Source organism: Rhizobium sp. CFBP 13726 (assembly GCF_014841925.1).
GTDB classification, from domain to species: domain Bacteria; phylum Pseudomonadota; class Alphaproteobacteria; order Rhizobiales; family Rhizobiaceae; genus Neorhizobium; species Neorhizobium soli.
In genome coordinates this window covers 84,113-97,588 of record NZ_JACYUU010000005.1, presented here as the reverse complement: position 1 = coordinate 97,588, position 13,476 = coordinate 84,113, and the positions used below count along the sequence as shown (strand labels likewise).

The following is a 13,476-nucleotide window of genomic DNA, read 5'->3' as shown; positions in this document are numbered from 1 at the left end:
CTTTGGAGACCATGCCCTTCGAAGATTTCGCCCCGCCGATCCGGCCGCAGTCGGATTTGCGCAAGGCCATCACCGCCGCCTATCGCAGACCTGAAATCGACAGTGTGCTGCCGCTTCTCGAGCAGGCAACACTGCCCGCCGACCTCGCAGACAAAGTCCGCTCGACAGCGCGCGATCTGATTGTCGCGCTGCGCCGCAAGGCCAAGGGGTCGGGCGTCGAAGCGCTTGTGCAGGAATACTCGCTTTCCAGCCAGGAAGGCATCGCCCTGATGTGCCTGGCTGAGGCGCTGCTGCGCATTCCGGATATGGCGACGCGCGATGCGCTGATCCGCGACAAGATTTCCGGCGGAAACTGGAAGTCGCATGTGGGCGAGGGCCGTTCGCTCTTCGTCAACGCTGCAACCTGGGGCCTTGTCGTGACCGGCAAGCTGACGTCGACCGTCAGCGACCGCAGCCTTTCGGCGGCACTGACGCGCCTGATCGCCCGCTGTGGCGAACCGGTCATCCGCCGCGGCGTCGATATGGCGATGCGGATGATGGGCGAGCAGTTCGTCACCGGTGAGACGATCGAGGAAGCGCTGCGCCGCTCGCGGACCATGGAGCAGAAGGGCTTTCGCTATTCCTACGACATGCTTGGCGAGGCAGCGACGACAGGAGAAGACGCGGAGCGCTATTACAAGGATTACGAGAAGGCGATCCATGCGATCGGCAAGGCCTCTGCCGGACGCGGGATCTACAACGGCCCTGGCATTTCCATCAAGCTCTCGGCACTTCATCCGCGCTATACCCGCGCCCAGGCCGGCCGCGTCATGGAAGAACTTCTGCCGCGCGTGAAGGCGCTGGCCGCCCTCGCCAAGTCCTACAATATTGGTCTGAACATCGATGCGGAGGAGGCCGATCGCCTCGAATTGTCGCTCGATCTTCTGGAAGATCTCTGCTTCGACCCTGCTCTTTCCAGCTGGGATGGCATCGGCTTCGTGGTGCAGGCCTATGGCAAGCGATGCCCGTTCGTGCTTGATTTCATCATCGACCTCGCACGCCGTTCCAACCGCCGCATCATGCTGCGTCTGGTCAAGGGCGCCTATTGGGATGCGGAAATCAAGAAGGCGCAGATCGAAGGCCTCGAAGACTTCCCGGTCTTTACCCGCAAGGTGCACACGGATGTCTCCTACATCGCCTGCGCCCGGAAACTGCTCGACGCACGCGACGCCGTCTTTCCGCAATTTGCCTCGCACAACGCCCAGACGCTTGCCACGATCTATCAGCTGGCCGGACCTGATTTCAAGGTTGGCGATTACGAGTTCCAGTGCCTGCACGGCATGGGTGAGCCGCTCTATGAAGAGGTCGTCGGTCAGTCAAAGCTCGACCGGCCAGCCCGCATCTATGCCCCGGTCGGGACGCACGAAACGCTTCTCGCCTATCTCGTCCGCCGTCTCCTGGAAAACGGCGCGAATTCGTCCTTCGTGAACCGGATCGGCGATGACCAGGTGTCCGTCGACGAGCTGATTGCCGATCCGGCCGCCGTCGTTCGCGGCATGTCCGTTCCCGGCGGAAAACACGATCAGATCGCTCTGCCTGCCGACCTGTTCGGCAAGGACCGACAGAACTCCCTGGGGTTCGATCTCGCCAACGAAACGACGCTTGCCTCCCTCGCGTGCGTGTTTCAGGAAGGCGCCCAGGCTCCCTTCACAGCCGCTCCAGAACTTGGCGATGGAACTTCATCAGGTGAAACGCGGCCGGTGCTCAATCCGGCTGACCATCAGGATGTGGTCGGCTCAGTCACGGAAGCAAGCGTGGAGGATGCGCAAACGGCGGCCGCTCTCGCGCAAGAGGCTTTTGCCGATTGGCAGTCCGTTGCGCCGCAGGAACGGGCTGCCTGCCTCGAAAGGGCTGCCGATGCCATGCAGGAAAGCATGCCGTCCCTTCTCGGCCTGATCATGCGCGAGGCCGGAAAATCCCTGCCGAACGCGATTGCCGAAGTGCGCGAGGCGATCGATTTCCTGCGCTATTATGCGGAACAGGCCAAGCGGACGCTGGGGCCGGGCCATAAGGCGCTCGGACCGGTGGTCTGCATCAGCCCGTGGAACTTCCCGCTGGCAATCTTTACCGGCCAGATCGCGGCCGCTCTCGTCGCCGGCAACAGCGTGCTGGCAAAGCCCGCTGAGGAAACGCCGTTGATCGCAGCGGCAGGCGTGAAACTTCTCTATCAGGCCGGCGTACCACGCGGCGCGCTTCAGCTTTTGCCGGGTGATGGAAAGATCGGCGCAGCGCTGGTGGCTGCCCCCGAAACCCAGGGCGTGATGTTTACCGGTTCAACAGACGTCGCTCGCCTGATCCAGGCCGAGCTTGCCGGCCGGCTGTCGAACGCCGGAAAGCCGATCCCGCTGATTGCCGAAACGGGCGGCCAGAACGCAATGATCGTCGATTCCTCGGCTCTGGCCGAACAGGTGGTCGGCGATGTCATCGCGTCCGCCTTCGACAGCGCCGGTCAGCGTTGCTCGGCCCTGCGTGTCCTGTGCCTGCAGGAAGACATAGCGGACCGCGTGATGACCATGCTCCGCGGCGCCCTGGCCGAACTGACCGTCGGGCGCACCGACCAGCTGAAGATCGATATCGGGCCGGTCATCACAGCCGAAGCGAAGGATGTTATCGACGGCCACATCGATGCGATGCGCGCCAAGGGCCGGCGCATTGAGCAGGTCGCCATCCCCGCTGCAACGGCTGCCGGAACCTTCGTCGCGCCGACGATCATCGAACTGAACAACCTCTCGGACCTCGAGAGGGAAGTGTTCGGACCTGTCCTTCACGTCATCCGCTATCGTCGTGAGGATCTCGACAGGCTGATCGACGATATCAACGCCACCGGCTACGGTCTCACATTCGGCCTCCACACGCGTCTCGACGAAACGATTGCGCATGTGACGAGCCGTGTCCGGGCCGGCAATATATACGTCAACCGCAACGTCATCGGTGCCGTCGTCGGCGTGCAGCCGTTCGGCGGGCGAGGTCTCTCAGGCACGGGGCCTAAGGCCGGCGGTCCGCTCTATCTCGGTCGCCTCCTGCAGCAGCCGCCGGTTCCGCCGCGCCACAGTTCCGTTCATGTCGATCCGGCGATCTCGTTGCTGGCCGAATGGCTGCGCGCCAAGGGCAAAACCGAGGACGCCGAAGCGATCCGCGAACTGGGTGGCGAATCCGCTCTCGGCATGTCGCAGGAACTTCCGGGGCCCGTCGGTGAGCGCAACACCTATAGTCTGCATCCGCGCGGTCGCATCCTGCTCGTACCGCAGACAGAGGCGGGTCTCGTTTCCCAGCTGGGTGCCGCGCTCGCAACCGGCAACAGCGTCACCATCGACACGGACTCCGGCCTTCAGAGTAAGTTCTCCGATCTGCCGGCCGAAATCGCTGCCCGGATCATCTGGTCTTCCGATTGGGCAAGCCATGGACCCTATGCCGGTGCCTTGGTGGAAGGCGACGGCAATAGCCTGATCTCCGTCTCGCGCCGTATTGCCAGCCTTCCCGGCCCGCTGGTGCTGACGCAGGCGGCTTCCTCAGCTGACATCGCCGGCATGGATGAGCCCTATTGCCTGAACTGGCTGCTTGAAGAAGTGTCGCTCTCCGTGAATACGGCGGCCGCTGGCGGCAACGCGAGCCTGATGGCGATAGGGTGAGGACAGCATGGACGATCTTCAGACGGCGCGCGTCATCATAGGCAGCTACACGGAATCGATGCCGCATGTGGAGGGCAAGGGAAAAGGCGTCAGCCTGCTTTCCCTTGATCTAAAAACAGCGCGATTCGAAGAGGTCGCGGCGTTTGAAGCGATTCGCAACCCCACCTATCTGGCGCAAGGGCAGGATGGACGCGTCCTCTACGCCGTCGAGGAAGTCGACGACGAGGCGCAGGCGGGCGTGGTTGTGCTGCAGATCGACGGGGACGGCGGTCTAAAATTGGCGAAGCGAGTTTCGGCAAGAGGTTCTGCGCCCTGTCATGTCACGCTCGACAGGTCAGGGGAGCGGCTGTTCGTTGCCAATTACGGCAGCGGAAGTGCGGTCGCTTACGGTCTTGATCATCAGGGTCTTCCTAATGACGACGAGGTCATGGTGATCCAGCGGACAGGATCCGGCCCCGTCACCGACAGGCAGGAAGGCCCGCATGTGCACCAGGTTTTGGTCATGCCTGGCGATCGGCATGTTCTCGTTTGCGATCTCGGGACCGACGAGATCGCCAGATATGCATTCGGCGATCAGGGAATAGGCTCAGAGCCGGATGTCGTGCTGCACGTGTCCGGCGGTTCGCTTCCACGCCATATCGTCTGCTCGCAGGATGGCCGCCGGCTCTACGTCGCGCATGAGGCCGCCTGCACCGTCGGTGCCTATGCCATCGAGGGAGACAATTTCACGCTCCTGTCAGAAACCAGCACAGTGCCGGCCGATTTTGCCGGCACGTCGTCCTGCGCGGCGATCAAAATTCATCCGAATGGCAGGTTTCTTTATGTCTCCAACCGCGGCCATGACACGATCGTCGCCTGTGAAATTCTGGCCGATGGCGGGTTGAGAACCCTTGGCTGGTATCCCACCATGGGTAGAACCCCGCGGGATTTCGCCATCGATCCCACCGGTCGCTGTCTCATCGTCGCCAACCAGGACAGCCACTCGCTGGTCTGCTTTGAGATCAATGGGGAACACGGGACGCTGACGACCATCGGCGAGCCGTTCGAGATCGGCAGTCCCGTCTGCGTCCTGTTCGCCTGACGTCTAGACCGGCTGCAAACGACCGAAATAGGCGACGAGGGCGAGCACTCCGAGGCTAAGCCCGATTTCCGTGACCGTCGCGCAGACGAGGCTTCGATACATCAGCGAGCTGCGGTCGAGCAGCCGCACGAAGACGTAACGGTTGACGATCGCCAGCGCGACCATGGTTGCAACGATCAAGATCTTGGCCGAAAGCAGCAGCTGATAGGGCAAGGACCAGTTAAGCGGCAGGCCGCCGACGATGAGCCATGTGCTGAACAGCCCTGTTACGATCACAAGTGCCACGGCAACATGACCTGCCCGGGAAAAGCCGATCAAAGCGGTCGTGGCATCGTGTCGAGTCGACTGGTCCCTGAGCGCGGGGAGAAGCAGAGCGACCGGTAACAGCGCCCCGAACCAGAACCCGCCCGAGAGAAGGTGCAGCAGATCGTTCGCCCGGTGCAGCAGGCGCAACGGTCCATCGTGGATAGCGGCGTGTCCGGAGATCGGAAGGCTGGCGAGAGCGACCAAAGCCGCCAACGCCGTCGGCAGGATTTTCGAGCGCGAGGAGGGCGTAAGGGCCGCAAACAACAGGCCTGCAGCAATCGCCTGCACTATCCAGACGGTGCCGATACTGGTCTGGGTTATGACCGTCCACAGCATGCCGAGATCCGCCGCATCCTGCCAGCCGTCGCCGAGAAGGGCGGCGTTGAGCGGCAGAGATGCAACCGTCGCACCCGCTATCACAAGCACCGACAGGCCGCGGATCGGTGTGAGCTTCGCCCACACCGATTGCCGTAGACCGTCCGGCACAAAACCGGCGATATAGGTTGAGGCGCCCCAGAGGAACAGGGCGCCTGCGTAGAAGCCGAAACGGCAGACTACAATGAGGCTCTCAGCCGTTGTCACGGCTTCACGGTGAACGTGTAAGTGCCGTTGGTCTTGTGGCCATCGACCGAAAGCACATTCCATCTGACCGTATATGTGCCGGGCTTGAGCGGCCCGGTGACCGGCGCAGTCAGCGTCTTGTCAGCGTCTTTCAGCACGCCTTTGCCGATCTCGATCTCCTTGCCGTCGGGGCCGAGAAGGTGAAGCTTGCTGAACGGTAGGTTCAGGGCTTCGGAAAACGTCAGGTCCAGTTCTTCCGGCGATGCAACGGATGCCTTGTCGGTTGGGGTCGTCGATTTGACGCTGGCATGGGCAGCAGCCTGGCCAGCGGCGGCAACAAAAGCCGCGAGTGCAAGCGAAGCGATGAGTGTGTTACGCATGTGTTTTCCTTTAAGCGAAGGCGCGTTTGAGCGGCGGAACGAAGCGGACGACGATCTGGTCGAAGGCGATCATCGCGACGATCGCAATCCCGCTCATCGGAAACGCGATGGCAAAAACCAGCGTGATCAGCCACAGACCGAAATAGAAGGAACGGCTCGGCGGCATCGGCGGGACGCCAAGGCGGCCGGATGGACGGCGTTTCCACCACATGACGACAGCGGTGACGCAGGTAAAGACGATCGCAAGGCAGGTGGCGAGCATCAGCATCTGGTTAAACCGACCCCATTCCTGGCCCATATGAACATTGACACCCCACGCGACGGCCTTTCCAGGCGCCGGATAGAGCGGATAACCCATGTCGACCAGCGGTGTTCCGGAATACTGATCAATATGGACCGTCCTTTCCTTCGAAAGGTCGTCAGGAAAGATGGAGGCGGTATAGACGCCCGTTTCCGTGCGGGGGATCGCCGTATCAAAACCGGAGGCCATACCGAGATCCTTTGCGATCGAGACGGCCTTTTCGAGCCCGATCGGTTCGCCGCTGATCGTACCCGACATCGGCACCGGCGCTTTCTCGACGCTCCAGCCGCTATTGGGCGCGACATCGCCCGTCACCTTCTTCGACACCGGCACGTTGTCCCAAAGCTCTGCGGGATAGCCGAGGCCCTTGTTGGTGAGCCAGGCCTGGACATTGCTGCCCCAGGTGTTCGACCAGAACATGCCTGTGGCGGCGAGAAAGAAGATCAGCAACCCTGCGAAAGCGCCGGTGACCGCGTGCATGTCGCGCCAGAACACCCGCCGCGAAGGATTTCCGCGCACCGTCACCACACCGCCGGTCTGCCGCCGCGGCCACCAGAGATAGATCCCGGTCGCGACCAGAACCATGGCAAAGCCGCCGGCGATCTCTGTCAGAATGTTGGGAAATGTACCGAAATAGGCGAGGCTGTGGATGCTTCTGACCACCTGATTGAACTCTTCGGCGGACGCGACCGTATCCAGCACGTCGCCATCGTAGGGATTGACGAAGACGAGCGTGGAGCCGGCTTTGGACGACACGGTGACGATGGCGCTCCGTGTTGCCGAAGCAGGGTCCTTGTAAGAGCGCGCCACCGAACCCGGGACGGCTGATGCGGCGATTTCGACGATCCGGTCCGGCGAAAGCGGCGAACCGGCGGCTTCCACCTGGTAGCGATATGCAAAAAACGTATCGTTGATTTCGTCCTTGAACAGGTAGAGCCCACCAGTGATGGCGAGGTTGAGCATGAAGGGAATGGCGAGAAGACCCGCAAAGAAATGCCAGCGCCATAGGGCGCGGTAAAGCGAAACGCCCGAGGCGTCGCTTTCCGCGGGTGAGGCGGAAGTTAAGATGGTCATTCGGTATTATCCTGATGGCAGGCGGGACTGTGCCGATCTGCAACATTGAACAAGCCGCGGGCAAAGCCGCAGCGGAGGCTCAAATAATCATCAGGCGAAGGGGGGTGCTCGGGGACCGGTATTCGGCGGATATAACTGGCGGGTGATCTCGCCCACCGGGAACGGATACTTGGCCAGTTCTTGGGCGAGGAATACCCGTTCTGCGTGGATCGGCGCGGGTGGCACCATCGCCACGGCGCTGATACGGCAGGCTTCGCAGTCGGTCTTGCCGCCTTGGCTATGGTGGTGTTGTCCGTCCCGGTCATGCCGATTGCTGTTTGACGTGACGCAGAGCGTCGGTAGCGTGCCGTCCGGCAGCACATACTCGGCATAGTCAGCCGGATCGAAACCGGTGGCTGCAAGGGCAGGCGGCTGATGCGAGAGGCCGAGAACAACAAGCGCGATGGCGCATAGAATGCGCACCGCCCATTGTTCCGATTTACCGACCAGCCTTCCCATCGCGTCCTCGTGCACGGGGTTCGATCTTTCGATAGCACACCCCGGCGCAAGTACAATGCGGCATACTGTACGCGTGATGACGAACGGGATCAGGTCAGATCGCTACCTGCTCTCCCAGCTCGACGACACGGTTGGGTGGTAGCTTGAAATAGGCGGATGGGTCGATCGCGAAATCGGCCAGCGCCATGTAGATCTGCTCCTGCCAGGCCGGCAACCCGGTATTGGGTGTGCTGACCAGGTTGCGCCGTCCCAGATAGAACGAGGTCTGCATGATCTCGAACTTGAAGCCCGCCTTCCGACAGAGCGTCAGTGCTCTGGTGACATTTGGCTCGTCCATGTAGCCGAAGGTGATGTCGAGGCGGATAAAACGCTTGGAGATGCGTTTCATTTCCACCCGTTCGCGATCGGGAACGTAGGGTTTGTCCTGCGTCCAGATTGTCAGGATGACGTTTTGTTCGTGCAGGACATGATTGTGCTTGATGTTGTGCAGCAGGACTGCCGGCGTCCGGTTGGGGACGCTGGTGAGGAAGATCGCAGTGCCGGGAACCACGACCGGCGAATGATCGGATTCCTTCTCGATCATCGGAATGAAGACTTCCAGCGGGATGTCGTTCCTGGCGGTCTTGTCCTTGATGTATTTCGAACCCTTCGTCCACGTCCACATTAGGATCATGATGAAGAAGGCGAGCGCCACGGGCACCCAGCCACCGTCGTGGATTTTGAGAAGGTTTGCGGCAAGGAACACCGCTTCGATCAAGAGCAGCGGCAGCAGAAGTGCGCCGGCGATGAGGGCCGAGTATCCGCGCACCGCCCGCAAGAACTGGAACGACATCAGCGTTGTCACGACCATCGCGCCGGTGACCGAGATACCGTAGGCGGTTGCCAGCGATTCCGAATCGCCGAAGGAGAAGATCAGCACCAGGACGCCGATGAACAGAATCATGTTCACGGCCGGAACATAGATCTGGCCGGTATTGGTTTCCGAGGTGAACTTGATCATCAGCCGCGGCAGGAAGCCGAGATGCACGGCCTGCCGGGCAAGCGAAAACGCGCCCGTAATGACAGCCTGGCTGGCGATGACGGTTGCCATCGTCGCCAGAATGACCATCGGCAGCAACGCCCAGTCCGGATAAAGGAGATAGAACGGGTTCTCGATGGCGGCCGGGTTGCTCAGGACCAACGCGCCCTGCCCAAGGTAATTCAATGCCAGCGCGGGAAATACGAGGATGAACCAGGCGACACTGATTGGCTTGCGACCGAAATGGCCGAGATCGGCGTAAAGCGCTTCCGCGCCCGTCACGGTCAGAAATACCGCGCCGAGCACGATGAGACCCGCCCAGCCGGCGTGGGTGATAAACCAGAGCGCATTGATGGGGTTGAGGGCCTCGAGGATGGTCCAATCGTCGCCGATATGGATCATGCCACCCCATGCCATCGCCAGAAACCAGACGACCGTGATCGGGCCGAAGAATTTGGCAACTGCCTCCGTCCCCTTGGACTGGATCGCAAACAGGCCAACCATGATCGCGGCTGAGAGCGGCAAGACATAGTCGGAGAAGGCTGGCGTCACGAGCTTCATACCTTCGAGCGCCGACATGACCGACAGTGCGGGTGTGATCATCGCATCGCCGATGAACAACGCCGAACCGATCAGGCCTGCAAAGAACAGGACAGGCATGTAGCCACCTGTCTTCTTCATCAAGAGGGCAAGAAGTGACAGCGTGCCGCCTTCGCCGTCATTATCGGCGCGAAGCAGGAACAGGACGTATTTGAACGTGACGATGATCGTCAGGGTCCAGACCATCAGCGAGATGAGTCCGATGACGTGTTCCGGCTGGACGCCATTCTCTGAAAATGGTCGCAGCGCCTCCCTGAACGCGTAGAGCGGACTGGTGCCAATATCACCGTAGACGACGCCGATCGAGCCCAAGAGCAGGACAAGAAATTTCCGGTGGCCTGCGGCTTTGTCGGCCGAACCGGCGGTCGAGGATGTCATGCGGACTCCAGTCTGAGGGTTTTCCAACCGAACAAGCTTGAACGGTTTACTGCCGGAATAGACGCGTAAACACGTGTTGAACGAATTCGATCCACGCATTCCTATTTCATCTGAAGTCGCAGGTCGATATCCTTCAGCAGGCCGTCATTCGCGTGGTCACAGAAAAGCAGGGCGGAGTGATCCGCCCTGCTGGTCAAGGTCCGAAAGGTGTCTCGGAACCGGTTGTTCTTGTCGTCTATTCTTCGCGCTGGCCGGTGAAATTGAGCAGCAGCTGGAAGATGTTGACGAAGTTCAGGTAGAGCGACAGCGCGCCCATCACGGCCATTTTCTGCTGGCTTTCCTGATCGTAGTTTTCTGCATACTGCTGCTTGATGTTCTGGGTATCCCAAGCCGTCAGGCCGACGAACACGACGATACCGATCACCGACACGGCAAACTGCAGGGCGCTGGAGCCGAGGAAGATGTTGACGATCGAAGCGATCATCACACCGATCAGACCCATGATCATGAACGAGCCGAACTTGGCGAGGTCACGCTTGGTGACGTAGCCGTAAAGGCTGGTCGCGCCGAACATGGTTGCGGCGATAAAGAAGGTGCGTGCGATGCTTGCGCCGGTAAATACAAGGAACACCGAAGCAAGGGACAGACCCATGACGGCGCAGAACGCCCAGAAGGTCATCTGCGCGGAGGCAGCCGACATGGACTGGATCTTGAACGAGAAGAAGAAGACGAAGGCGAGCGGCGCCAGCATCACCACCCACTTCAGCGGGCTGGAGAAGATCGGCACGTAAAGCGCCGGCGTGGTGCCGACGATGAAGGCGACGATACCGGTGATGACGAGGCCAAGCCCCATGTAATTGTAGATGCGCAGCATGTGCTGGCGAAGGCCTTCATCGAAGACTGCGCCGGATTGTGCTGTCGTGGCGCCCCAGCGCCGGTCGTTTTCATACATTCGGAATCTCCTGTTGATCAGTAAAGGGAATTCTTGAGAAGCTCGGCCTCGTCTGCGAGGCCGATATCGGTCGTGCTCGACACCACGGCGTAAGCCACGTCGCCGATCTGCCACCAAGCCGCTTCGGCCTTCGGCATATTCATGTCCTTGATCGGCTCGACCGCGAAATGGCCAGGTCGTACCGCATAGAGCGATACTCTGACGCCATCGGCCGTGCGCATACTTGCCTCGACGCTTGGGCCGTAGTCCGAAGGGAAGATCTGCACGTCGGTTACCTGCCAGCCCTTGGGCAGTTCTGGCATGACGATTGCCGTTGCGGCGCGGATGTCCTCCCGGTCGTAGGTCCTTGCTTCCGGCTGGGATGGCATTTTTTCGCGAACGAGCGACGTCTCGTGCGCCCGCACCGCGTTTTCGATCAGTGCCGGCGGCTGGACCGAAGCATTGACTTCGCTTGGACCAAACGGACCGATCGAGGAATTGGCAAACCATCCTGCCGAAACAAGCATGGCAATCGCCGCGACGCGTCTGAGAGCGGTAAAAGTACGCCGGCTTTCAAGGCTCGCGGAAAGTCGTCTCGCCGCCTCGCGGGTCTCCGTCCTGCCATGCACGGCGTCATCGGTGAGAGCGAGCTTCAGCGTCGTCCGCATTCCGAGATCTGCCATGACGCGTGCGGCGTCTTCCGGGTGGCTGGACAGGTAGTTCTCGACACGCAGGCGTCCCGCCGCGTCGAGCTGGTTGTCCACGTAGGCGTCGAGGTCATTCAGGACGACCGTTCCGGTCTCATTCATCTTTGCCTCCTACGATTTTCAGGTGGCCGCTACGCCCTTTGTCATCTTCCATGCTGCGCAGCCGAGCACGGGCCCTCGATATCCGCGACATCAGCGTGCCGACTGGAATACCCAACGTGTCGGCGGCTTCCTGATAGGACAGGTCTTCCACCCCAACGAGGTGCAGCGCTTCGCGCTGATCCTCCGGCAAGGTCATGAAAGCCTCGCGAACCTGCTGCAGGCGAACCGAATGTTCCTGCGCTGCCGAATAGGACGGCTCGGTTGCGGTCGAGCCATCATCGGCAAACAGGTCGTCGCGGCGACGACGGGCAAGGGCGCTGCGGCGACCGTCCAGATGCGTGTTGTGGACAATCGAGAGCAGCCAGTTCCGCAAATTTCCACCCGAGTGGAAGGTTGAACGCTTCTCATACGCTTTGACCAGCGCGTCATGCACCAGGTCTTCGGCGTCGACAGAGTTGCGCGCAAGCGAGCGTGCGTAGCGTCTCAACGCGGCAAGCTGTGCGATCACGTCGAATGAGCGTTTGTTCGGGTCCATACCTGCTTATACGAACGCCGGCCGGATTTTATTCCATTAGTCAGAAATTATTTTCGTGATTTTTTGCCATTCAAAGACGTAGGGCGAACCCTCGTTTTGACGGCGAAGCAAGGTATGCGTTTGACACATGGCTGCCCTGACAATTTCTGCCTAGAAAATGTGCGGGTTTAGCGTATCTTCCATCTTGTCGAAACGATTTACCTCCTCCCAAATCGTCAGACACGCAGAACCCTCCCTCCTCCTCCCAGAGGTTTCTGCAGCAGAGCACCGGCACTCCTCCTCCCAGCCGTTGCTCTCGTCTTTTGAAGAGCCTGCCGCACCTCCTCCCGCGGCGGGCTCTTTTCGTTTTCACCCTATGGCAACGTCCTCAGGCGACCTCCTTCGTAAAGGCTGTTGCCTGCGCGCGGCTTTTGTCTCAAAGTGAAAGAAAACGAAAGCACGGGGACGAGATGCATCTGACGGACAGGCAGGCAAGGATCGTCGAGGTGGCGAGGATGACCGGGCGGGTCCTGGTGGAGGATCTGGCCACTCAGTTCTCCGTCACGCCGCAGACGATCCGCAAGGACTTGAATGATCTCTGTGAGGCGGACGTCCTCAACCGCATCCATGGTGGAGCCACGTTTCCGCGCAGCATCGAGAACATGCGCTATGAAGCGCGCCGCCAGATCGCTGCCGTCGAGAAGCAGGCGATCGGCGAGGCCGCGGCAGCCCTCATTCCGGACGGAGCGTCCCTGTTCATCAATATCGGGACCACGACGGAGGCCGTCGGTGAAGCGCTGGCCGCCCACAAGGACCTTATGGTCATTACAAATAATATCAACGTTGCCAACAGGTTGAGAGTAGTCGACGATATCGAGGTCGTCATTGCCGGCGGTGTCGTTCGCCAGTCTGATGGCGGCATCGTCGGCGAGGCGGCCGTCGACTTTATCCGGCAGTTCAAGGTTGACTATGCGGTCATCGGTGCGTCGGCCATCGACCACGACGGCGCTCTGCTCGACTACGATTTTCGCGAAGTGAAAGTGGCGCAGGCGATCATTGCCAACGCCCGGCATGTGATCCTCGTGGCCGACTCGACAAAATTCGAACGAACGGCGCCGGTTCGTATCGCCCAGATCTCCCAGGTTCATACGTTCATCACCGACGCCTGCCAGTCCGAACTGATCCGTGATCTTTGCCATGAGACGAATGTTGCGCTGATCGAAACAGCCACCGCGGATGCTGCAACGCACGCGTCTTCTTTCGTTTGACATTCGAGATATTTTCACTCTAATGGGGTTAGCTTTCGATTTGCCGCTGCCGGCATGTCGAGCCGGGCTCTGTGAGGGGACAGGGCTTA

11 protein-coding genes are annotated in these 13,476 nt (G+C 60.6%); 3 read left to right on the top strand and 8 right to left on the bottom strand.

All coding sequences use genetic code 11. The features are described from left to right. Window positions 1-11: 11 nt before the first annotated feature. Both putA and IFT66_RS19595 read left to right on the top strand, forming a co-directional pair. Window positions 12-3,668 carry a trifunctional transcriptional regulator/proline dehydrogenase/L-glutamate gamma-semialdehyde dehydrogenase gene (putA, locus tag IFT66_RS19600; RefSeq protein WP_192078777.1) on the top strand — a complete coding sequence of 1,219 codons (3,657 nt, stop codon included), beginning with the start codon at window positions 12-14 and terminating at the stop codon, window positions 3,666-3,668. A gap of 7 nt (window positions 3,669-3,675) precedes the next feature. After that, the gene (locus IFT66_RS19595) at window positions 3,676-4,749 is read left to right on the top strand and encodes a lactonase family protein (protein WP_192078636.1); all 1,074 of its coding nucleotides are present in this window, start codon (window positions 3,676-3,678) and stop codon (window positions 4,747-4,749) included. Window positions 4,750-4,752: 3 nt separating this feature from the next. Here the strand turns inward: IFT66_RS19595 and copD are convergent, their stop codons facing one another. The 8 genes from copD to IFT66_RS19555 form a co-directional block, all read right to left on the bottom strand. Next, entirely contained in the window at window positions 4,753-5,637 is an 885-nt protein-coding gene (gene copD, locus IFT66_RS19590; protein WP_342344799.1) for a copper homeostasis membrane protein CopD, read from the bottom strand. After that, entirely contained in the window at window positions 5,634-5,996 is a 363-nt protein-coding gene (copC, locus tag IFT66_RS19585; RefSeq protein WP_062458865.1) for a copper homeostasis periplasmic binding protein CopC, read from the bottom strand. The genes copD and copC overlap by 4 nt, the downstream gene beginning before the upstream one ends. 10 nt (window positions 5,997-6,006) lie before the next feature. Then, a complete protein-coding gene (locus IFT66_RS19580) occupies window positions 6,007-7,371 on the bottom strand; it encodes a PepSY-associated TM helix domain-containing protein (protein ID WP_192078634.1) in 1,365 nt (454 codons plus the stop codon). 90 nt (window positions 7,372-7,461) lie between these two features. Beyond that, window positions 7,462-7,869: a DUF2946 family protein gene (locus IFT66_RS19575; RefSeq protein WP_192078633.1), complete on the bottom strand. Its 408-nt coding sequence runs from the start codon at window positions 7,867-7,869 to the stop codon at window positions 7,462-7,464. A gap of 94 nt (window positions 7,870-7,963) precedes the next feature. Further along, window positions 7,964-9,865, bottom strand: coding sequence for a potassium transporter Kup (locus IFT66_RS19570; protein ID WP_062458874.1), 1,902 nt, complete (start codon window positions 9,863-9,865; stop codon window positions 7,964-7,966). 235 nt (window positions 9,866-10,100) lie between these two features. Then, window positions 10,101-10,817, bottom strand: coding sequence for a Bax inhibitor-1/YccA family protein (locus tag IFT66_RS19565; RefSeq protein ID WP_062458877.1), 717 nt, complete (start codon window positions 10,815-10,817; stop codon window positions 10,101-10,103). Window positions 10,818-10,834: 17 nt separating this feature from the next. Then, a complete protein-coding gene (locus tag IFT66_RS19560; RefSeq protein WP_062576492.1) occupies window positions 10,835-11,605 on the bottom strand; it encodes an anti-sigma factor family protein in 771 nt (256 codons plus the stop codon). Then, the gene (locus IFT66_RS19555; RefSeq protein ID WP_192078632.1) at window positions 11,598-12,140 is read right to left on the bottom strand and encodes a sigma-70 family RNA polymerase sigma factor; all 543 of its coding nucleotides are present in this window, start codon (window positions 12,138-12,140) and stop codon (window positions 11,598-11,600) included. Before IFT66_RS19555 ends, IFT66_RS19560 begins: the two co-directional genes overlap by 8 nt. A 449-nt stretch (window positions 12,141-12,589) precedes the next feature. Between IFT66_RS19555 and IFT66_RS19550 the strand changes: the two genes are divergently transcribed. Further along, window positions 12,590-13,387, top strand: a complete 798-nt coding sequence (locus tag IFT66_RS19550; RefSeq protein ID WP_192078631.1) for a DeoR/GlpR family DNA-binding transcription regulator — start codon at window positions 12,590-12,592, stop codon at window positions 13,385-13,387. The last annotated feature ends 89 nt before the right edge of the window (window positions 13,388-13,476 follow it).

What these genes read in the sequence shown, in the direction of transcription:
- IFT66_RS19565 (WP_062458877.1), bottom strand. Translation starts at nt 10,817, where the DNA reads ATGTATGAAAACGACCGGCGCTGGGGCGCCACGACAGCACAATCCGGC.
- IFT66_RS19560 (WP_062576492.1), bottom strand. Translation starts at nt 11,605, where the DNA reads ATGAATGAGACCGGAACGGTCGTCCTGAATGACCTCGACGCCTACGTG.
- IFT66_RS19575 (WP_192078633.1), bottom strand. Translation starts at nt 7,869, where the DNA reads ATGGGAAGGCTGGTCGGTAAATCGGAACAATGGGCGGTGCGCATTCTA.
- IFT66_RS19580 (WP_192078634.1), bottom strand. Translation starts at nt 7,371, where the DNA reads ATGACCATCTTAACTTCCGCCTCACCCGCGGAAAGCGACGCCTCGGGC.
- IFT66_RS19550 (WP_192078631.1), top strand. Translation starts at nt 12,590, where the DNA reads ATGCATCTGACGGACAGGCAGGCAAGGATCGTCGAGGTGGCGAGGATG.
- copC (WP_062458865.1), bottom strand. Translation starts at nt 5,996, where the DNA reads ATGCGTAACACACTCATCGCTTCGCTTGCACTCGCGGCTTTTGTTGCC.
- putA (WP_192078777.1), top strand. Translation starts at nt 12, where the DNA reads ATGCCCTTCGAAGATTTCGCCCCGCCGATCCGGCCGCAGTCGGATTTG.
- IFT66_RS19555 (WP_192078632.1), bottom strand. Translation starts at nt 12,140, where the DNA reads ATGGACCCGAACAAACGCTCATTCGACGTGATCGCACAGCTTGCCGCG.
- IFT66_RS19570 (WP_062458874.1), bottom strand. Translation starts at nt 9,865, where the DNA reads ATGACATCCTCGACCGCCGGTTCGGCCGACAAAGCCGCAGGCCACCGG.
- IFT66_RS19595 (WP_192078636.1), top strand. Translation starts at nt 3,676, where the DNA reads ATGGACGATCTTCAGACGGCGCGCGTCATCATAGGCAGCTACACGGAA.